The following is a 20,074-nucleotide window of genomic DNA, read 5'->3' as shown; positions in this document are numbered from 1 at the left end:
CGGGCCTGATGCCGTGTTACACGTTCTCTCGGCCCTTGATTATGTGTCTCAAAACAATTTATCGAATACGATAACTCGATCTGAGGGGTTAAAACCCGGAGCTGATTCCGGAGGCGTGTGTGTCGTAACAGACCGATACCGGAACGCGGCCGCCGCGAGCTGCTTGGCGCGACGGCCGGAGCCGCCGCCTTCGGGCTGGGGGGCTGTCTCGGATCGAACGCCGAACGCACCGAGGATCGCCGCACGCCTCTGTCGGAGCGAACCCTCCGATACGGCGGCGTGATGGCGCTTTCCGGCGGGTTGGAGTCAGTGGGGACGCCGATCGCCGACGCGGTCGAGCTCCCGGGCAAACAGCTCGACGCCTCGGAGATCGAGGCCGACGTCGAGTGGCAGATCGAGGACTCGGAGACGACGGCTCGCGGCGGGATCGACGCGATGCGGACGCTCGTCGACGCCGGGTTCCCGGCCGTCGCCGGACCGCTCGGCTCCGACGTGACCCTCCAGGCGGTCCAGCAGGCCTCCATCCCGTCGGAGGTCGTCAACTGCTCGCCCGCGAGCACGACGCCGACGCTCTCGATCCTCAACGACCGCGGCTTCAGCTTCCGGACCGCGCCCGACGACTCCCTGCAGGCCGTCGTGGCCGCGGGGCTCGCGGCCGACGAACACGGCGCGTCGTCGGCGGCGACGCTGTTCATCGCGGGCGACTACGGACGACAACTCTCCGGCGCCTTCGCCACGTCCTTCGACGGCGAGATACAGCGACAGGTGTCGTTCTCCGACGAGTACGAGGAGCCGCTGGCGACCGCGCTCTCCGGCGAGCCGGACCTGCTCTTCGTGATCGGCTACCCGGAGGACGGCGTCGAGATATTCGGCCACTACTACGACGGCTACGCCGGCGAGGAGACCGTCTTCACCACCGACGGGATGATGGACCCGTCGCTCCCGGAGCAGGTGGGCGAACCGATGTCGAACGTCTACGGGACAGCCCCGTCCTCGAACGGTCCCGGCTACGAGACCTTCGCCGAGCGCTACGAGTCCGAGTACGGGAGCGCTCCGGGGATCTTCACCGCGAACGGGTACGACGCCGCGGCGGTGCTCCTCCTCGCGAACGCCGCCGCGGGCGAGAACGACGGCGGCGCGATCCGCGAGCAGATGCGGAACGTCGTCTCGGAGGGCGGCACCGAGGTCACGCCGGACTCCCTCGCCGAGGGCGTGCGCCGCGCCGCCGCGGGCGACCCGGTCGAGTACCGGGGGGCGTCGAGCGAGATAGTGTTCGACGAGAACGGCGACGTCTCCGGCATCGACTACGAGTACTTCCGGTACGACGCCGACGGGATCAACGTCATCGAGGCGGTCTCCCCGGAGGTGGGCGAATGAGCGATCCCGGCTCCCGCGAGAGCGGCGACGACGCCCCGAACGACGCCGACGACTCGGTCGTCGGCCGGGTCGCGAGGCGGCTCACGCCGGGCGTGATCCGGCGCAACTACCGGGCGAAGTTCGTCATCTCCATTCTCCTCGTCGTGGTCGTCCTCGCGGCCGTCGGCGGCGTGAACTACGCGAGCGCCGAAGCCACGGTCGAGCGGGACGCCGAACAGCAGCTCACCTCGACGGTGGACATGCACGCTGACTCGATCAACGAGTGGGCGGTCTCGATGGAGACCCACACGCGCTCCGTCTCGTCGACGCAGGCGCTCTCGGGGGCCGACGCCGGGACCGCCGAGGGAGAGCTGATCCAGAAGCAGGCGCAGCTCCCGGTCGACGTGCGGGCGATCCACCTCGTCGACACGGCCGCGGGGAGCGTCGTCACGAGCACGTCGCCCGCGCTGCGCGGCGAGTCGGTCGACGGGGTCGACGCCCCGTGGACCGACGTCGAACCCGGCGTCGACCTCACCTCCTCGAACGACGTGTGGCACTCGCCGACCGCCTACGAGTCGAGCGCCATGGGCGATCAGGTGATGGCGTTCGCCAGCCCCGTCGAGGGCGAGGAGTCGCGCGTCGTCGTGTTGGTCGGCACCCTGGAGTACCGGGTCGACAACCTCCGGAAGCTCCACGCCGACCAGGAGACGATGATCGTCGACGCCGACGGCGAGACGATTCTCTCCGGCGGCAACGCCACGCTGAACGCCGACGGCGACGTCGTCGCCGAGCTCGGCGCGTCCCGCGACGGGACCGACTTCGAGCGCGGCGACGACGAGGTGGCGGCGTACGCCTCGACCGGCGACAAGGAGTGGGTCGCGGTCACCACCGTCCCGACCGCGCAGGCCTTCGCCGCGAGCGACACGGTGGGAACCAGCGTCCTGACGGTGATCGGCGCCGGACTCCTCTCGCTCGTCGTCGTCGGACTCGCCCTGAGCCGGCAGACGGTCGGCCCGCTGCGCGACCTCCGCGACCGCGCGGAGCGCATGGAGTCCGGCGACCTCTCGGTCGACCTGGAGACGAACCGAATCGACGAGATCGGCCGGCTGTACGGGTCTTTCGGCGCGATGCGCGACTCCCTCAGCACCAAGATCGACGAGGCGGAGACCGCACAGGAGGCCGCGGAGACCGAACGCGAGCGGATGGCGCGGCGCAACGACCGGTTGCAGTCGACCGCCGACGACTACGGCGAGACGATGCGGGAGGCGGCCGACGGCGACCTCACCGCGCGGATGCGGACCGACACCGACGACGAGGCGATGGCGGCGATCGCCGAGGAGTTCAACGGGATGATCGCGGAGATAGAGCGGACGTACGCCCGCCTCTCGACGTTCGCCGACGAGGTCGCCTCGGCGTCCGAGCAGGCGACGGCCTCCGCCGAGGAGGTGGCCGAGACGGCCTCCGAGGTCGCCGGGTCGGTCGACGAGATATCGCAGGGTGCCGCCGACCAGAGCGAGTCGCTGACCGAGGTGAGCGGCGAGATGAGCGACCTCTCGGCGACGATCGAGGAGGTCGCCTCGTCGTCCGACCAGGTCGCCGACGCCGCCGCGCGGACGGCGGCGGCGGGCAACCGCGGACAGGAGGCCGCCGAGGACGCGATCGACGAGATGGAGACGACCGAGGAGACCGTCGAAGAGGCGGTCGCGGCGATCCACGCGCTCGACGACGAGGTGAGCGAGGTGGACCAGCTGATAGACCGGATCACGGAGATCGCGGAGCAGACGAACATCCTCGCGTTGAACGCCAACATCGAGGCCGCCCGCTCCGCCGGCGAGGCCGGCAAGGGGTTCGAGGTGGTCGCCGAGGAGATCAAGGCGCTGTCCGACGAGGTGAAAGACGCCGCGGAGACCGCGGAGTCGCGGATCGACGCGATCCGCGCCCGGATGGACCAGTCGACGGCCGAGGTCGAGTCGACGAGCGACCAGATCGACGACGCCGCGGAGCGCGTCGATGCCGCCGTCGACGACCTCGAACACATCGCCGACCTCGCGGACGAGACCAACGACGGGGTCCAGGAGATCTCCGACGTGACCGAAGAGCAGGCCGCCTCCACCGAGGAGGTCGTCTCCATGGCGGACGAGGTGGCGACGATCAGCGAGGAGACCGCCTCCGAGGCGGACACCGTCGCCGCGGCCGCCGAGGAGCAGACGACCTCGCTGGCGGAGGTCTCGGACTCCGTCTCGTCGCTCTCCGAGCGCGCCGCCCGGCTCTCGGAGACGCTCGACCGGTTCGAGACGGACGCGGAGGTGGCACCGGCGGACGGCGACGGTGAATCCCTCGACTCCCCGGCGTCCGATCCGGGAACTGCCGATCCGGCGGTCGCTGACCCCGGAACCGGCGACGCCGCTCCGACGGGCGAGGCGAACTCGGACTGACGGCGCGGGGGGCCTGCTCCGCCCGCCCCTCGTGTCCGCTGGGCCGGCGGTCGCCCCCGAAAGGATGCTTTCAAGCGGGCGACCGCCGAACCGACGCCTATGTACGACGGCCTCAAGGGATTCCGCGACTTCTACCCCGGCGAGCAGTCCGCCCGCCGCGAGGTGACCGACGCGATCGAGGACGCCGCGAGTCGGCACGGCTTCCGCGAGATCGCCACCCCCGCCTTGGAGCGGACGGAGATGTACGTCGACAAGTCCGGCGAGGAGATCGTCGAGGAGCTGTACGCCTTCGACGACAAGGGCGGCCGCGGCGTCTCGATGACGCCCGAACTCACCCCGACCGTCGCCCGGATGGTCGTCGCGAGGGGGCAGGAGCTGTCGAAGCCGATCAAGTGGGTCTCCACCCGCCCGTTCTGGCGCTACGAGCAGGTCCAGCAGGGCCGGTTCCGCGAGTTCTATCAGACGAACATCGACGTGTTCGGTTCCTCGGCGCCGGAGGCCGACGCCGAGGTGCTCGCGGTCGCGGCCGACGCGCTCACGGACCTCGGACTCACCGGCGACGACTTCGAGTTCCGCGTCTCCCACCGCGACATCCTCGGCGGGCTCGTCCGGTCGCTCGCCGCCGATCCCGACGCGGTCGACGCGGAGGCCGCGATCCGCGCGGTCGACAAGCGCGCGAAGGTCGACGACGGCGAGTATATCGGTCTCCTCTCCGACGCGGGTCTCTCTCGCGACACCGCGCGCGAGTTCGACGACCTCATCTCGGGCGTCGAGACGGTCGCCGACCTCGACGCGGTCGCGGAGGCCGGCGACGAGTCGGTCGAGGACGCGGTCGAGAACCTCCGGAACGTGCTCGCCGCGGCCGACGACTTCGGCGCGGGCGAGTTCTGTGAGGTCTCCCTGACGACCGCTCGCGGGCTGGACTACTACACCGGCGTCGTCTTCGAGTGCTTCGACTCCACCGGCGAGGTGTCCCGGTCCGTCTTCGGCGGCGGCCGCTACGACGACCTCATCGAGAGCTTCGGCGGCCAGCCGACCCCCGCGGTCGGCGTCGCGCCCGGCCACGCCACCCTCAAGCTCCTCTGCCAGCGCGCCGGCGTCTGGCCCGACGAGGCGCTGTCGACCGACTACTACGTCCTCTCGGTGGGCGACACGCGGAGCGAGGCGGCCGCGCTCGCGAGCGACCTCCGCGCGCTCGGCGACGACGTGGTCGTCGAGCAGGACGTTTCCGACCGCTCGTTCGGCGCCCAGCTGGGCTACGCCGACTCGATCAACGCCGAGACGGTCGTGGTCGTCGGCGAGCGCGACTTAGAGAACGGCGAGTACACGGTGAAGGACATGGAAAGCGGCGACGAGACGACGGTCCCGGTCGAGGAGTTCCCGCCCGAGGAAGGGCTGCCGACGTACGAGGACTACGCGTAGCGGGTCGTCCCGCGTCCTCGACCATTTTTAAGTACGCACTGAGATCGGTGAGACGATGATCCCGCTTGCGACAGCGATGCCTCCCGTCGAGGTCGGTCTCCGCGTGGCGGCCGGCGTCGCCCTCATCCTGATCAACGCGTACTTCGTGGCGATCGAGTTCGGCCTGACGCGCCTCAGACAGTATCCGGAGTCGGAGATGGACACGCCCGGACTGCGGCGCGCCTGGGAGATGACCGACGACCTGGAGTTCTACCTCACCACCTGTCAGGTGTGGATCTCCGGGACCTCCATCGCGCTCGGGATCGTCGCCGAGCCGGGACTCGCCGCGCTGTTCGCGCCGATATTCGAGAACACGGCGCTCGCGTCCGCCGGCGCCGGCTCGCTGCTCGGCTTTTTCATCATCAACATGGTCCACCTGACGCACGGCGAGCAGACGCCGACGTACCTCGGCGTCGAGCGCTCGAAGCAGGTCGCGGAGTACGGCTCCCGGCCGCTCTACTGGTTCGCCTGGAGCATCTCGCCGCTGATCAAGTTCGGCGACTGGGTCGCGAAGGCCACTCTCGGACTGTTCGGCGTCGAGATGACCGGCTCGTGGACGGAGGCCGAAGAGGAGGTGCTGGAGACGCGCGCGCAACTCCGCAACCGCCTCGGCTCGATGATGGAGGAGGTCGAACTCCCCGAGGAGCGCCGCGAGGAGGTCCTCAACGCGCTCGACGTCGACGAACTCGCCGTGCGGGAGGTGTTGACCCCGGCCGACCAAATCGTCTCGCTGGCGACGACCGTCTCCGCAGAGGAGAACCTCGACCGGATCCGCGACACCCCGCACAGCCGCTTCCCGCTCGTCGGCGACGACCTGAGCGACTTCGAGGGGATCGTGTACGCGCCCTCGATCGTGAGCCGCTACGACGAACTCCGGAACGGCGACCTGACGTTCGCGGACGTCGCCGCGCCGCCGATGACGATCTCGGCGGACGCGAGCGTCAGCAACGCCTTCGACCAGTTCCAGGCGGAGTCACAGGAGCTCGCCCTTGTCATCGAGGACGGCGAGGTCGTCGGGCTGATCACCGCGACCGACGCCATGGAGGCGGTGATGGGCCAGCTGGAGGACCCGCTGGACGCCGGTGATTTATAACGGAACGACGCGGTGGCGCGTGCCTCCGAGGGGCCGCCGAAGGCGGCCGCGAGTAGTGAGAGACCGAAGGTCTCTCTGACAGCCGGCGGCGAAGCCGCCGGCGAGAGCACGCGCGAGGGAGTCGCGAACGCCCGCAGGGCGTGAGCGACGAGGCTGGGGAGGTGTGAGGCTGCGGTGCTGTGCGGTGCGGGACTCAAAGGGGCAGTCGCGAGGGCGAAGCACGGCTCGCTGTGCGCCTCGCTCAGTCGCTCGCGTTGCTCGCTCAGTCGCTCGCGTTGCTCGCTCCTTCGCTGCGGTGCTTGCGTCGCCGTGCTTCGCCCTCGCGGCTGGGGCTTTGGAGGTGTTCGCCGTCGATCCGCCAGCAACAGATTATAAACAGGCGATCCCGGCTTTGAACCTGTTCCCACGTCTCCGATCACTTCTTGTACGCCTCGCGGAGGAACACCAAGGCCCCGCCCAGCATCGCGAGGTTGCCGAAGAAGGCGAGTCGCTCGCCGCTTTTGTCGTCCTCGTCGGTGTTCCAGAAGTCGTGCATCGTCGCGGTCACGACCGTCAGGAAGGCGACCGCCGCGCCGGTCGCGACCCGGGGAAGCCGCCAGAGCGCGATCCCGAGGCCGGCGACCACCATCATGCCGGAGGCGAACGGCGCGGCCACGTCCGGCATCGGAACGCCCGCCGACTCGGCGTACTCGATCGTGTCGTCCATGTCGCGGAAGTCCTCCGAGGCCTGCGCGGCGAGACCGACGCCGAGCAGGATTCGGCCGAGCCGGGAGGGCGCACCGCGGGCGGCCGCCTCGTCGGCCGCCCCGTCCGCCGTCTCCGTGGGTTCGTCGTCGCTCATGGGACGCACAACGCGGCCGCACCCCATAAATCGCGGTGGCGGACCGACCCGTCTCCGGCGAACCGATCGGCCCCGGCGAATCGATCGGCCCCGGCGAACGACCCGTCTCCGGGGACCGCGGCGGCCTCAGTCCGCGGTCGCAGCCGTCGCCTCGTGGTCGATCTCGGTGCCGAGCACGTCGAGGAACTGTGCGATCCACTCGGGGTGGTCGGGCCACGCCTGCCCGGTGACGAGGTTCCCGTCGGTCGTCACGCCGTCGACCCACGAGCAGCCGGCGGCCTCGACCTCGGGCCTGACGGCGGGGTACGCGGTCATCTCGTAGCCGTCGAGCACGCCGGCGGCCGCGAGGATCTGTGGGCCGTGACAGATCGACGCGACGGGCTTGTCGGTCTCGAAGAAGTGCCGCACCGCGTCGAGCACCTCGTCGTACCCGCGGAGGTACTCGGGGGCGCGTCCGCCCGGGACGACCAGCGCGTCGTAGTCGGCCGGGTCGACCTCGTCGAACCCGTGCGTGAGTTCGAAGTCGTGGCCGCGCGTCTCCAGGTACGTCTGGTCGCCCCGGAAGTCATGGATCGCGGTCTTGACGGTGTCGCCGCCCGATTTTTCCGGGCAGACGGCGTGGACCTCGTGGCCGACCGCTTGGAGCGCCTGAAACGGCACCATGATCTCGTAATCCTCCCCGAAGTCGCCGACGATCATCAGGATCTGTTGTCCTGTCATGTGTACTACACCACCTGCTCGTACGCGCTGCTGGCCAATAACGATACTGGCGCGCGATACCACACCACGGGCGTTCTCGGCGACGCCCGCGACGGCGGCACCTCCGAGGAGCGTCAGCGCGACGGATTCGGCGGTCGGAGGTCCCGCCCGAACTCGTCGAACTGTTCGAGGTCCTCCGGGAGTTCGTACTCGATCTCGCGCTCGTCCTGGTTGTCGGGGAGCCGTCCGTCCTCAAGTTCCTCTGCGGTCTCCTCCCAGCCGGGCTTCACGCGGACGCTTCGCGCGGGCGATCCGACGACGACGTGGTGGTCGGGCACGTCGCCCTGAACCACGGAGCGCGCGCCGACGACGCTGTTCTCGCCGATCCGGCAGCCCGCCCGGACCATCGCGTCGTAGGTGACGCGGGCGTCCTCGGCGACGATCGTGTGGAAGTTCCGGACCTCGGTCTGGTCGACGATGTCGTGGTCGTGGCTGTAGAGGTGGACGCCGTCGGAGACCGACGCGCGGTCGCCGATCGTCAGCTTCCCGCGGTCGTCGAGGTGGACGTCGTCGTGGATCACGACGTTGTCGCCGACCTCGATGTTGTGGCCGTAGGTGACGGAGATCCCCTTGAAGAAGCGGCAGTTCTCCCCGCACTCGGCGAAGAGGTGGTCCCCGAGCATCTGACGGAAGCGGAGGGCGAACTCGACGTTGTCGGCCATCGGCGTGGCGTCGAACTGCCGCCAGAGCCACTGGAGGTGTTTCGAGCGCTGGAAGCGGTCCTCGTCCTTCTCCGCGTAGTACTCCGACTCCAGCGTCGCGTTACACGGGTCGTACCCCTGAAGGCGGACGCGCTCGGCCCGTGAGACGGACTCGCCGTCCTGCCACGCCTCCCACGCCTCGCGGTCGCCGTGGAGGTCGATCAGCACGTCGCGGACGACCTCGCAGGTGTCCTCGTCCGAGGAGAGCCGCTCGTCCACCTCGTCGATGAACCCTCGGACCCCGGCCTCGGCGCCGTCGGGCAGGGACACGTGTCGCTTTGTCATCGGCCCACCTTCGTCGCCGTCGTTCAAAGGGATTCGGTTGTGCGTTCTCGACGCCCGAGCCGGTCAGTACAGTTCGGCGTCGACGAACAGGCCGACGAGAACGCCCACGAAGGCGATCACGAGGGACGGGACGATCGCGGCCCTGCCGAACGAGAGCAGCAGGGCGGCGACCGAGACGGCGGCGATGACCGCGAGCAGCGCGACGACGGCGTCGAGCCGCCGGCGGAGGGCGTCGTCCATGGCCGCTCGGTGGGCGACGAACGAGTAATATCCAACGGTGCGAGACGGGACACGAAACCGCGATCCCCCGCGACCGAGTCTGAGACCGATCCCCTCGGTGCGACCGTGACCGGCTTCGATTCCACCGGGACGGTCCCGGGCTTCGATTCCACCGGCGCGGGAGCGACCGCGCCCGATAAGTGTCCCGACCGCCAACCGGTGGGTATGCAACACCGCGAACTCGGGAACTCGGGCGTCGAGGTCTCTGAGATCGGCTTCGGCGCGTGGGTCGTCGGCACCGACTGGTGGGGCGACCGCTCGGACGAACAGGCGGTCGAGATGGTCGAGGAGGCGCTCGACGCGGGCGTCACCTACGTCGACACCGGCGACGTGTACGGCCACGGCGACAGCGAGGAGATAATCGGCGAGGCGATCGCCGGCCGCCGCGACGAGGTGACGCTGTCGACGAAGATCGGCTACGACTTCTACGACAACCCGCAGGCGGGCCACGGCGAGCTTCCCAAGGAGCTGAACGAGGAGTACCTCACCGAGGCGTTCGAGGCCTCGCTCGACCGGCTCGACACCGACCACGTCGACGTGCTCCAGCTCCACAACGCGGACGTCGACGAGGTCACGCCCGAGGTCCGGGATCTCCTCGCCGAGTGGAAGGCCGACGGTCGCGTCGGCGCGCTCGGCTGGGCGCTCGGTCCCTCCATCGGCTGGCTCGCCGAGGGCGACGCCGCGATCGAGTACGAGGAGTTCGACGCGGTCCAGACCGTCTTCAACCTCTTCGAACAGCAGCCCGGCAGCCACTTCGTCGACAGCATCCGCGAGTCCGGCTCCGACACCTCCGTCATCGCCCGCGTCCCGCACTCCTCCGGCCTGCTCAACGAGCAGGTGACGCCCGACACCGTCCTCGAGGACGGCGACCACCGCTCGCACCGCCCGAAGGAGTGGTACGAGACGGGCTGGGAGAAGGTCGAGGCGATCCGCTTCCTCGAAGACCCCGACGGCGCCGAGGGGAGCCGTACGATGGCGCAGGCCGCGATCCGCTGGCTGCTCGCGCACGACGAGGTCGCCTCGGTCACGCCCACCTTCCGCGACGGCGACGACATCGCCGAGTGGAGCGCCGCCGCCGACGTGCCGCCGGTCTCCGACGCCGAGTACGAGCGGGTCGCGGAGCTGTACGCCCGCAACTTCGACGTCGACCGCGACGACGGGATGGACGTCCTCCGCACCTCCGTCGGCGGCGAGGACATCGAGGCGGCCGGCCTCGACAAGCGCGCGGCCTCGTACTGAGCGGCGCCCCGTCCCGCCGCTTGCGACGACGACTCACCCTTCTATTTCGCGTCGAAACCGCACGACTTCGGCGCTACTCGCCGGTTTACGATCACTTTCACCGCGCTCCACGACCGCGAGCGGCGGCCGCGCCGCTGGCGGGCACGGAAACGGTGGCTCGGTGGAAACCCGTCGTCACAAGGAGCTCGGTGGGGGTAACCGACTCGTCATCGCCACCACGCCGATCGTTGCGCGGTCACCGGTATAAATGACTCGCGACGCTCCGGAACCCGTTTGAACCTCGGCGCCCTCGAATCGGCCATGCGGGAAGTGACGTTCCGGATCCACCACGCGGGGGAGCCGGAGTGCGAGGTGAGCGCGCGCCACCCGGAGGTGCGGTACCGCTCCGTCTCGTCGATGACTGGGAGCGGTCCCGAGCACAAGCGGATCGCCGAACTCACCGGACCGCCGGCCGAGATCGAGGCGTTCGTCGAGGAGTTCCGCGAGTTCGACCTGATCGTGTCGGCCGAGCCGTTGGCGCCGATCGAGGGCACCCACGCCTACGTCGCCCTGACGATCGACGTCGCGGCGGCCGACTGGGAGGGGATCGGCGAGCGGTTCTCGCGGATGGGGATCCACTACCGGACGGGGACGACCATCTCCGGCGGCGTCGAGCGCTGGACGGCGTACCTGGAGGAAGACGACGACCTCTCGGCGGTGATGCGCGAGCTGGAACGCGGGGGCAACGAGGTGGAGCTGGCGCGGAACGTGGAGCTGGCCTCTATCGAGCGCTCCCCGCAGCTCCCCGCGTCCGGCCTCCTCGACGGGCTTACCGACAGGCAGCGGGAGGTCCTCGCGACCGCGATCGCGGCGGGATACTACGACCACGGCGGCGGCGTGGGCGTCGAGGAGGTCGCCGCCGAGCTGGGACTCGGCTCGACGACGGTGTGGGAGCACCTCTCGCGAGCCGAGTCGGTCGTGATGAACGCGCTGTTCGACCGGTTCGCCGAGGGGGAACCGGTCGGCGCCGTCCGCGAGTCGGATCGGTCGGATTCGTCATGAACGGGGGTCCGAACAACGCTTTTGTAGCTTCGGGACGCAGCGCCGCGTATGGACGACGGAACCGTCTCCGTGCCGGACGAGCAGTACGAGCGCCTCGCGGCCCTCGCCGCCGCCCGCGGCGTGACCCCCGAGACGCAGCTGGCCCGGCTCATCGACGACGCGTACGCCGGTCTCGACGCCGACGGCGACGCCCCCGACTCGCTCCCGCTCGGCGTCTCCGACGGCTCCGACGAGGAGTGAGTCGGGCGCCGACCCGGCGAGCGGTCCGTGAGCCGCCGCGCCCGGCGTCGTCTCTACTTCGCGGCTCTCACTCCTCGTACGGCCACCGCCCGCCCGTCTTCAGCTCCTCGACGTACCCCTCGTCGATGGCGTCGCGGATCGACTCCCGCGACCGGTGGGTCGCCTCGACCTCCCCCGTCGCGAACCGGTAGACGGCAGCGCTCACGAGCGTCGCCACCTCGCGGAGGTCTCTGGAGTCGAGCTTGTCGAGGGTGTCGGCGTGGGTGTGCCCCCAGCCGCGCCCGGACTGGTCGCTCGTCGTCGAGGTCATCACGGCCGGGATCCCCTCCTGGACGAACGCCCACTGGTCGCCGTGCGGCGCGATCGTCTCCCCGGTCGCGAGCGGCGCGTCGAACGCGTCCGCGACCGACTCGAAAACCGACCGCATCCCGTCGAACCCGTTCGTTCCCACGCGGAGGTTCCGCGAGCTACAGGCGCCGTCGAGGTTGACCACGCAGGCGATCTCCTCGCGCGGCGTCGTCTCCGCGGTGTGATACGCTCCCCACAGCCCGATCTCCTCGGAGCCGAAGGTGACGAGCCGGACCCGCGTGTCGAGGTCGCCCTCGACCGTGGCGAGCAGGCGGCCGACCTCCGCGACGAGCGCCGACCCCGCGCCGTTGTCGTTGGCGCCGTCGCTCACGTCGTGGGCGTCGACGTGGGCGGTGAGGTACACCGCCTCCTCCGTCTCCGGGCCGACCTCCGCGACCGCGTTCACCGAGGTCGTCGGCTCGTTCCGGCAGTCGACGTCGAGCGAGACGGTCGGGAGGTCTCCCGCTGCGGCGCCGCCTCTCGAACCGTCGCCACCTTCCCCGTCGCCCTCGGCCGCCGCGGCGAGCCGCGAGAGCCGGTCGCCGACCTCCTTCGAGACGCCGACCGCGGGGATCGGTCCGGGGCGGTTGTGGTAGCCGATCTCGCCGGTCGGCGGGAGCGCCCCCTCGATGTGGTTGCGGAAGACGAACCCGACGGCGCCGCGCTCGGCCGCCGCGACGTACTTCTCCATCCGGTGGATCCACCGGTCGTGACTCTCGGGCGTGCGCGAGGAGGCCATCGCGACCGCGCCCTCCAGCTCCGCTTCCGCGGCCGCGAACTCCTCGTCGGTGCCGTCGCCCACGTCGACGAGCGAGGCGGTCACCTCGCCGCTCGGCGTGCCGGGTAACGCGATCACCTCGTGGGCGTTCTCGTGGCGACGCTCGACCGCGCCGGACACCGACAGCGACGACGCGCCGCGCCACCAGCCGGGGATCTCGAACTCGTCGAGACCGGCGTTCCGCAGGCCGGCCGCCTCGAACGCCTCGACGACGCGCTCGGCGCCGCGGCGCTCGCCGGTCGATCCCGCCATGCGGTTCCCGATGTCGGTCAGGTCGGTGAGGAGGTCCCACCCGAAGTCGCTCGTCCGCGCGTCGCCGACGACGCGGTCCGGTAGCTCGGTCATACGGCGTGGTTGGGCCGCGGTCGAAAAGGGGTTGGGGGAAGCGGAGGCGCGGTCGACTCACCTCCACTCGTCCGCGGACCTCAGGCCGGGTCCGCCGCGCTCACTTCGACCTCGACGTCGGCGGGGTCGACGCCGATCCGCGCGAACTGCGTCCGGACGTGTTCGCGCGCCGCCGCGACCGCCTGCTCGCGGGTGTCGAACCCGCGGGGCATCGGCTCCTCGAAGGCGACGCGGATCTCCTCGCCGTCGACGACGAGCGGCGAGCCGCCGCTCTCGACTTCGTAAAAGGAGTCGCACACCCACACGTACGGCGCGTCCTCGTTCGGCGCGCCCTTGTACGCGGGCGGCTCCTCCCCGCGCTCGAACACCGTACCGGTGAGGTCCGTCCCGCCGCCGCTGCCGCGAACGAGTATCATGCCACGAGTAGGGGGCCGAGCGGGATAAGGCCCCCGCGACGGCTCAGCGCCGGGAGAACCGACAGCGCGACGCGAGGGCAAACGCTTTCGGCCCGGCGACCGGTGGATACGCCATGACCCTGGAGGATTTCACCGAGTTCAGCGGTGACGGCGACGGCGACGGCACTCGGGGTGAGATCGACGACGCCGGAGACGAGGCCGAGTCCGCGGCCGACGGCGGGAGTGCGGCCGACGGCGGGAGTGCGGTTGACGCCGCGACCGCCGATTCGGCGTCGACCGACGCTGCCGACGCGCGCGGCGACGCCGATGACGACGCGTTCGCCGCCTACGAGGCGACGCCGGCCGGCAGCGACGCGGGTCTCGGCGTCGTGTCGGTGTCGCAGGGGCTTCGCGTCGCCGAGGAGGAGGATGAGACCTCCCTGAAGGCGTTCGTCACGACGGACAACCGCGAGTCGGTCCGGCTCGGGAAGTACCTCCTGATCCCCTACCCAGACGGCGAGCGGCTGTTCTGTCGGATCACGGGGCTGGAGTACGCCCAGGAGTTCCAGTCGGACGATGCGACCGAGATCCACGCCCGCCGGCAGATGCGACGCGACGAGTTCGCCGAGCGCGACTACAAGTTCGTCGCCGACCTGGAGCCGATGTCCGTCGTCTACGGCGAGGGCGACTCGATGAAACGCCGGATGACGGACCGAGTCCCCAAGCCCGGGGCCGTCGTCGAGGAGGCGGCCGACGACGCCGAGATCAAGACGGGGCTGAAGATTCCGGACGACGGCGTCTTCCTCGGCCACCTCTCGGTCGGCGGCGAGAAGGTCCGGACCGCGGCCGAGCCGCCGACCGTCGACTATCGAGTAAAAGACGACTACGCCGACGGCGACCCGCTCGCCTTCCGGCACACGCTCGTCGCCGGCGGCACCGGTTCGGGGAAGACCCACGCCTCGAAGAACGTCCTCCGGCAGTACCTCGACTCGGACCGGACCTACCCGATGGGCGACGGCCGCGAGTCGCGGATGGCGGTCGTCCAGTTCGACCCGCAAGACGAGTACGCGCAGATGCACGACGACAACCCCGACCTCGACGACGCGTTCGCGCGCCGGCTGGAGCGCGAGGGGATCGCCCACGGCGGCCACGACGACACCGTCGCCCTCGTGCCCCGCGTCGCGAACGCGACGTATCCCGGCGAGGGCCACCGCGCCGAGCGCGTCGAGTTCACGATCCCCTTCTCTTTGGCGCACGACATGCCGTGGCTGGTGGCCGGGTCGGGACTCAACGACAACCAGTACCCCGCGCTGCTGACGCTTCTCAACCGCTTCTTCGACAGTTACGGCGATTCGGGCACGTACAGCCAGTTCCTCTCGTACCTCGACGACCCGGCGCTCAAAGAGGAGCTTCACGAGAGCGGTCGGGTCCACGAGGCGACGTTCGACGCCGTCAAACGGCGGGTCCGCGGGGTCCCGAGTGGCGTGTTCGACCAGGACGCGAAGCCGATCACGGAGCTGGACCACACGCTCGTCCGCCCCGGCGGTCTCTCGGTCGTCCCCACCTACCACCTGCCGACCTCACGGCAGAAGGAGATCGTCGTCCTCGCGGTCGCGGGGCTGCTCATCGACGACAAGCTCTCGAACGACCCGGACAGCGACCGGATCAAGGAGACGCCCCTGCTGGTCGGGATGGACGAGGCGCACAACTTCCTCGCCGACGCCGACAACGTCCAGGCGCAGAAGGTGGTCCAGAAGTTCACGGAGGCCGCCAAGCAGGGCCGCAAGGAGCGGTTGGGTCTCTTCTTGATCACCCAAGACCCGCAGGACGTGGCGGAGTCGGTGTTCAAGCAGGTGAACACGAAGATCGTGTTGAACCTCGGCGACGAGGACGCGATACACAGCGTCAACATCCCGACGAACCTCGCCGGGAAGGTGCCGTACATGGAGAAGGGACAGATGGTCGTCTACTCGCCGGACAACTCCGAGCCGGTCGAGCTGATCGGCCTCTCGGAGTGCGTGACGCGCCACGACTGACGGCGGGATCCCTCTAAACCCGCACGACCAGCGTGTCCGAACCGATCGCCGAGCCGCTGGTTGTCGCGCGAGTCGGCGATGGACACGACGCCCGCGAGGATCAGGAGGACCGAGAGTCCGCCGACGCTTCGTGACCTTCCGCACGCCAGCTGCGACTGCGCGTACGGGTTGCTCATACGAGCCGGTGAACGGCCGCCCGGCAAGTGTTTTTGAACGGCTTCTTCCGCTGATCGATCCCCCTCTATCGTCTCTCCGAGCGGATTTTTGCCGAATTGGAGTCGCCGCCGCCATTTTTAACCTGAGCGCGCGAACCCTCGCGTATGTCCAAGCGCATCCTCGTCGCGGTCGACGGGTCGGAGGAGGCGGCCGAAGCGCTCCGGTTCGCGGCCGACGAGTGGCCCGACGCCGAACTCACGGCGCTCCACGTGATCAACCCCGCGGACTCGGCGACGGGCGCGGAGGGCGGGTTCCCGGGCGCCTCCGACCAGTGGTACGAAAGCGCCAAACAGCGCGGCGAGCGAGTCCTCTCCGAGACGACCGAGGCGGTCGGTCGGGAGATCGAGACGAGACTGGAAGTCGGCCGCCCGACGAAGACGATCCTCGACGTGGCGGGCGGCGAGGAGCCGGTCGGCGGGGACGACGGCTCCGGCGAGCCGTTCGACCACGTCGTGTTGGCGAGTCGAGGCCGAACCGGGATCTCTCGGGTCCTCCTCGGCAGCGTCGCCGAGGGCGTCGTCCGCCGCGCCGAGGTGCCCGTCACCGTCGTTCGCTGAGCGGTTCCGCGAGCCGAGACCGACGATCACTCCTCGGCGCGCTCGGCCGCGACCACCTCGCCGACCATCGACCAGCCTTCTTCGTCGGGACCGGAGCGGCCGAGCAGGATCCGCTCGTGGTCCTCGGAGCTTATCAGCCGGAAGTCGGCGTCGCGGTCGGCGTCGGTCCGGACGCCCTCGCCGCGGAACTCCCGCTGGAAGAACTCGGTCGACGAGAACTCGAAGACGCCTGTCTCGCCGGCGTCGAGCTCGAGCCGCACCGCTCGGGGCTGGACGTTGTGGATCCGCTTCGCGATCGGGTGAAGATCCGGCATACCGGCGTGTCGCCTCGGTTCGGAGATAAAACCGCCGGAGCGCGGGCGCCGTCGACGGCGCGTGCGCTCTCGGTCGAACTGAGGACGCATGCGCTCTTCGTCGCGTTGACGGCGCGTGCGCTCTCGGTCGAGTCGAGCGCGTCGGAACGCGATCTCCGGGAAACCTACGCCGAGAAGAACGGTCGTCGTCGGAGCCGCGGCGTTACTCGTCGAGGACGTCGTCGTAGTCGCCGGCGTCGACGCGGTCGTCGAACGTCCGGGCGTCCTCGCCCTCGATGGTGACGCCGAGGGAGGCGCAGGTGCCGCCGACCTCCTTGGCGGCGGCCTTCGTGTCGTACGCGAGCAGGTCGCTCGACTTCTGCTCGGCGACCGTCTTCACCTGCTCGATGGACATGTCCGCGACGAACTCCTTCTGGGGCTCGCCGGAGCCGGTCTCGAAGCCGGCCTCGTCCTTGATGAGCTCCGCGGTGGGCGGCACGCCGACTTCGATGGTGAAGGCGCCATCGTCGTCGTACTCGACGGTGACGGGCACTTCCATGCCGTCGAACGCGGCGGTCTCGTCGTTGATCTGCGCGACGACGTCCTGAACGTCCACCGGCGTCGGTCCGAGCTCGGGACCGAGCGGCGGGCCGGGGGTGGCCTGCCCGCCGGGGACGAGCGCTTCGATAGTTCCAGCCATGTCCGTACGAACCCGTCGGCGACTTTTAACGGTTGTTCTTTCGGGTAGGGGGAGTCAGCGGTTCGCACACCTTACAGATCGACTGTGTAGCGGTGAACGACTCGTCCGACGAGACACGCCGGCCCAGTACGTGTTTATAAGAGTTCACGCGATACCGGGTGGAACGCCACCGACCCTCCCGCCGCTTGCCTATAAATGGCTGACCGTAAATCGACGGTGAACGTCTCCAAAGCCCCAGTCGCAAGGGCGGCGTACGCTCGCTGCGCTCCTCACTCGGTCGCTCCGCTCCCTCGTTCCGGTGCTTGCGTCGCCTACGCCGCCCTTGCGACTGCCCCTTTGAGTCCCACCCCACACCGCACCGCACAGCACCTCACGCCTCCCCAGCCTCGTCGGCCGGCCTCCGCTTCGCTCCGGCCGCCCGACTCCCTCGCGCGTGCTGCTCGGCCGCGGGGCGGCCTCGCAGGCACGCGCCACCGCTCGGTCCAATTTACAAACGCAGTCAGCGAGGTCGATCGGAGCGCCGTCGATTACGAATCCGCGGCGCTCGACCGCTCGCTCGGACCCGTCTCGCCCGCGGCGTGTCCGGGGAGGAAGGTCCCGGTCTCCCGGCGAACGCCGACGAGCAGGACGGCGCCCGCGGCGAGCGGGAGGACGGCGCAGGCCGCGTAGATGGGCGTGAAGCCCACCGCCTCGATCAGCGGGAGCGACACCATCGGCCCGAGACCGCCGCCCACGTCGCCGAGGACGTTGTTCGTCCCCGACGCGCGGCCCATCCGCTCGTCGGGGGTGAGGTCCGCGAGCAGGGCCATCATCGGGCCGCTCGTCCCGCCCTGGCCGGCGCCGATGAAAACGCAGGCCAGCCCTAAGGAGAGGACGGAGCCGGCCCGAGCGAGCAGCAGGAACCCGACGAACGAGACGACGAGGAACGTGAGCAAGATCGGCGTCCGGGAGTCGCGGGCGTCGGAGACCCGCCCCCCGACGAGCATGAAGAACGCCGCCGAGAGGACCGTGCCGGCCATGAACAGCCCGGAGGTTCCCTGCGGGGCCAGCCCGAACAGCGAGATGTCGTTCTCGCCGAGGAATAAGACGAGCGTGGAGAACAGCGCGCCGATGTACGCGAACATCAGCCCGAAGTTGACCAGCCCGACCGTCACCGCAGGGACGGCGGTGTCGACCTCCCACGGCCTGATCGAGTCCCCGGAGCGGTCGCCCGTGACGTGCGTCTCCGGGACGTAGCGGTGGGCGACGACGCTGGCGGTGAGCGCGAACGCGGCGGCGACGACGAACGCGGCGACGTTGCCCGCGACCGCGGAGACCACGCCGCCGAGCACGAGACCGGCCGGGAACCCCATCGTGATCCCGCCGCGGACGATCCCCATGTTCGTCCCCCGCGAGCCGCCGTCGGAGAGGTCGGCCGCGATGGTGTACGCGGTCGCGAACACCGCGGCGGAGCCGAGCCCCCAGAGGACCCGCGCGAGCAGGAACCACGTCTCGGGCGCGACGACCCCCGAAAGCGCCGTGAACCACCAGTCCGGGCCGACGGCCAGCGGGCCGGCCGCGAGCGTGGGCAGCGAGGCTGCGAGCGGGCGGAGCGACTCGGCGGGCGGCATCGCGAGCGCGACGACGTAGCCGAGCGTGGCGACCCCCTCGACGAACAGGCCGATCACGAACGGCTTTCGCGTCCCGTACCGGTCGACGAGGGCGCCGGCGGGCGCGTTCGCGACGAGCCGAACCCACCGGTTCGCGGAGAGGATCACGCCGACCATGAACGCCGAGATGCCGAGCACCGCGCCGAGGTTCGGTAAGATTGGGAAGACGACGCCGCCGCCGAAGCCGACGAAGAACGTGCTCGCGATCACCGCGAGTAGCACCGGCGGCGGTCGCTCGAACCCGAAGCGTGTCATTCGGAACCGTCCGCGGCCGCGTCGGTCTCCGGGTCATCCGGTTCCGGGTCGTCCGGCTCCGGACTGTCCGGGTCCCGCCGCAGCGCCTCGATCGCCGCGTCGAGCGGCGGCAGCTCCGCCCCGTCGGCGAGCAGCGGCTCGACGATCCGCCGGAGCGTCGCCTCCGCCACGGTGCGGGTGTAGCCGTCGGCCTCGTCGCCTCGAACGGAGTCGGCGAGGGTGATCTGTCGGGTCCGCGCGCCGTCGAGGGTCGCCACGATCATCGCCGCCGTCTCCTCGACGTCGACGTCGCGGAAGACGCCGGTCTCGATGCCGTCCGCGAGGATGTCGGCGACGGTCCCCCGGAGCAGCCGGTCGCTGCGCGCCAGCTGCTCGCGGATCCGCTCGTTGAACGGTCCCTGCGTCCGCAGCTCCAGCAGCGCGATGTGGAACGCCTCGCGGTCGGTCTCGTCGGGAGCGAAGACGAACCACCCGATGAACTGGACCAGCCGCTCGACGGGCGGGTCGTCGGCGCGGGCCGCGATCCGCTCCTCGGAGTCGGAGACGATGTACTCTAAGAAGGCGACGAGCAGGTCCTCTTTCGTGTCGTAGTGGTAGTGAAGCAGCGACTTGCTCTTCGAACACTCGTCGGCGATGTCCTGCATCGTCAGGTCGGCGTACCCGTGAGCGCGGAGGGCGCTGTACACCCCGTCCATGATCTCTTCGGCCGCGCTCGGCGCGTCGCTCATTGACTGACCGGTCAGTCAACGAGCGGTAAATTCCTATCGGTCGG

The 20,074-nt window shown here is 70.0% G+C and carries 19 protein-coding genes and 1 pseudogene; 9 read left to right on the top strand and 11 right to left on the bottom strand.

Annotation, left to right across the window (positions count from 1 at the left end; genetic code table 11):
* Window positions 1–117 precede the first annotated feature (117 nt).
* The 4 genes from J2744_RS10795 (at window position 118) to J2744_RS10780 (ending at window position 6,345) form a co-directional block, all read left to right on the top strand.
* Window positions 118–1,377: an ABC transporter substrate-binding protein gene (locus tag J2744_RS10795; protein ID WP_210113367.1), complete on the top strand. Its 1,260-nt coding sequence runs from the start codon at window positions 118–120 to the stop codon at window positions 1,375–1,377.
* Window positions 1,374–3,791: a methyl-accepting chemotaxis protein gene (locus J2744_RS10790; RefSeq protein WP_210113366.1), complete on the top strand. Its 2,418-nt coding sequence runs from the start codon at window positions 1,374–1,376 to the stop codon at window positions 3,789–3,791. The genes J2744_RS10795 and J2744_RS10790 overlap by 4 nt, the downstream gene beginning before the upstream one ends.
* A 99-nt stretch (window positions 3,792–3,890) precedes the next feature.
* Window positions 3,891–5,213: a histidine--tRNA ligase gene (hisS, locus tag J2744_RS10785; protein WP_210113365.1), complete on the top strand. Its 1,323-nt coding sequence runs from the start codon at window positions 3,891–3,893 to the stop codon at window positions 5,211–5,213.
* Window positions 5,214–5,268: 55 nt separating this feature from the next.
* Complete coding sequence (locus J2744_RS10780; RefSeq protein ID WP_210113364.1) at window positions 5,269–6,345, top strand: CNNM domain-containing protein; 1,077 nt, start codon at window positions 5,269–5,271, stop codon at window positions 6,343–6,345.
* Between the two features lie 415 nt (window positions 6,346–6,760).
* Here the strand turns inward: J2744_RS10780 and J2744_RS10775 are convergent, their stop codons facing one another.
* The 4 genes from J2744_RS10775 to J2744_RS10760 all read right to left on the bottom strand — a co-directional run bounded on the left by J2744_RS10775 (window position 6,761) and on the right by J2744_RS10760 (window position 9,171).
* Entirely contained in the window at window positions 6,761–7,186 is a 426-nt protein-coding gene (locus J2744_RS10775; protein ID WP_210113363.1) for a DoxX family protein, read from the bottom strand.
* A gap of 126 nt (window positions 7,187–7,312) precedes the next feature.
* Window positions 7,313–7,906, bottom strand: coding sequence for a DJ-1/PfpI family protein (locus J2744_RS10770; RefSeq protein ID WP_210113362.1), 594 nt, complete (start codon window positions 7,904–7,906; stop codon window positions 7,313–7,315).
* Between the two features lie 113 nt (window positions 7,907–8,019).
* Window positions 8,020–8,931: an acyltransferase gene (locus J2744_RS10765; protein WP_210113361.1), complete on the bottom strand. Its 912-nt coding sequence runs from the start codon at window positions 8,929–8,931 to the stop codon at window positions 8,020–8,022.
* Window positions 8,932–8,994: 63 nt separating this feature from the next.
* Window positions 8,995–9,171, bottom strand: coding sequence for a hypothetical protein (locus tag J2744_RS10760; RefSeq protein WP_210113360.1), 177 nt, complete (start codon window positions 9,169–9,171; stop codon window positions 8,995–8,997).
* Window positions 9,172–9,375: 204 nt separating this feature from the next.
* Here J2744_RS10760 and J2744_RS10755 point away from each other — a divergent pair, with 204 nt between their 5' ends.
* The 3 genes from J2744_RS10755 (at window position 9,376) to J2744_RS10745 (ending at window position 11,730) form a co-directional block, all read left to right on the top strand.
* A complete protein-coding gene (locus J2744_RS10755) occupies window positions 9,376–10,449 on the top strand; it encodes an aldo/keto reductase (RefSeq protein ID WP_210113359.1) in 1,074 nt (357 codons plus the stop codon).
* A gap of 300 nt (window positions 10,450–10,749) precedes the next feature.
* Entirely contained in the window at window positions 10,750–11,490 is a 741-nt protein-coding gene (locus J2744_RS10750) for a helix-turn-helix domain-containing protein (RefSeq protein WP_210113358.1), read from the top strand.
* A gap of 48 nt (window positions 11,491–11,538) precedes the next feature.
* Window positions 11,539–11,730, top strand: a complete 192-nt coding sequence (locus J2744_RS10745) for a hypothetical protein (protein ID WP_210113357.1) — start codon at window positions 11,539–11,541, stop codon at window positions 11,728–11,730.
* Window positions 11,731–11,797: 67 nt separating this feature from the next.
* Here the strand turns inward: J2744_RS10745 and J2744_RS10740 are convergent, their stop codons facing one another.
* Both J2744_RS10740 and J2744_RS10735 read right to left on the bottom strand, forming a co-directional pair.
* On the bottom strand, window positions 11,798–13,201 hold the full coding sequence (locus tag J2744_RS10740) for a M28 family peptidase (protein ID WP_210113356.1): 1,404 nt from the start codon (window positions 13,199–13,201) through the stop codon (window positions 11,798–11,800).
* 80 nt (window positions 13,202–13,281) lie between these two features.
* The gene (locus tag J2744_RS10735; protein WP_210113355.1) at window positions 13,282–13,617 is read right to left on the bottom strand and encodes a DUF7113 family protein; all 336 of its coding nucleotides are present in this window, start codon (window positions 13,615–13,617) and stop codon (window positions 13,282–13,284) included.
* 113 nt (window positions 13,618–13,730) lie between these two features.
* Here J2744_RS10735 and J2744_RS10730 point away from each other — a divergent pair, with 113 nt between their 5' ends.
* Window positions 13,731–15,632, top strand: coding sequence for an ATP-binding protein (locus J2744_RS10730; RefSeq protein WP_210113354.1), 1,902 nt, complete (start codon window positions 13,731–13,733; stop codon window positions 15,630–15,632).
* A gap of 13 nt (window positions 15,633–15,645) precedes the next feature.
* On the opposite strand, the pseudogene J2744_RS15325 reads toward J2744_RS10730, so the two are convergent.
* Window positions 15,646–15,791: pseudogene (locus J2744_RS15325) on the bottom strand (RDD family protein); the annotation flags it as partial.
* A gap of 161 nt (window positions 15,792–15,952) precedes the next feature.
* On the opposite strand from J2744_RS15325, the gene J2744_RS10725 reads away from it, so the two are divergent.
* Window positions 15,953–16,405 carry a universal stress protein gene (locus J2744_RS10725; RefSeq protein ID WP_210113353.1) on the top strand — a complete coding sequence of 151 codons (453 nt, stop codon included), beginning with the start codon at window positions 15,953–15,955 and terminating at the stop codon, window positions 16,403–16,405.
* 26 nt (window positions 16,406–16,431) lie between these two features.
* Here J2744_RS10725 and J2744_RS10720 read toward each other — a convergent pair whose 3' ends face one another.
* The 4 genes from J2744_RS10720 to J2744_RS10705 form a co-directional block, all read right to left on the bottom strand.
* Complete coding sequence (locus J2744_RS10720; protein WP_210113352.1) at window positions 16,432–16,719, bottom strand: transcriptional regulator; 288 nt, start codon at window positions 16,717–16,719, stop codon at window positions 16,432–16,434.
* 202 nt (window positions 16,720–16,921) lie between these two features.
* Window positions 16,922–17,398 carry a 50S ribosomal protein L11 gene (locus J2744_RS10715; protein ID WP_210113351.1) on the bottom strand — a complete coding sequence of 159 codons (477 nt, stop codon included), beginning with the start codon at window positions 17,396–17,398 and terminating at the stop codon, window positions 16,922–16,924.
* Window positions 17,399–17,925: 527 nt separating this feature from the next.
* Window positions 17,926–19,302, bottom strand: a complete 1,377-nt coding sequence (locus J2744_RS10710; RefSeq protein WP_210113350.1) for an MFS transporter — start codon at window positions 19,300–19,302, stop codon at window positions 17,926–17,928.
* A complete protein-coding gene (locus J2744_RS10705) occupies window positions 19,299–20,030 on the bottom strand; it encodes a TetR/AcrR family transcriptional regulator (RefSeq protein WP_210113349.1) in 732 nt (243 codons plus the stop codon). The genes J2744_RS10710 and J2744_RS10705 overlap by 4 nt, the downstream gene beginning before the upstream one ends.
* Window positions 20,031–20,074: the final 44 nt, after the last annotated feature.

The organism is Halorubrum trapanicum (assembly GCF_017873555.1).
GTDB lineage: Archaea > Halobacteriota > Halobacteria > Halobacteriales > Haloferacaceae > Halorubrum > Halorubrum trapanicum.
Note: the sequence above shows the minus strand (reverse complement) of the source record. Positions and strands in the feature narration are given on the sequence as shown.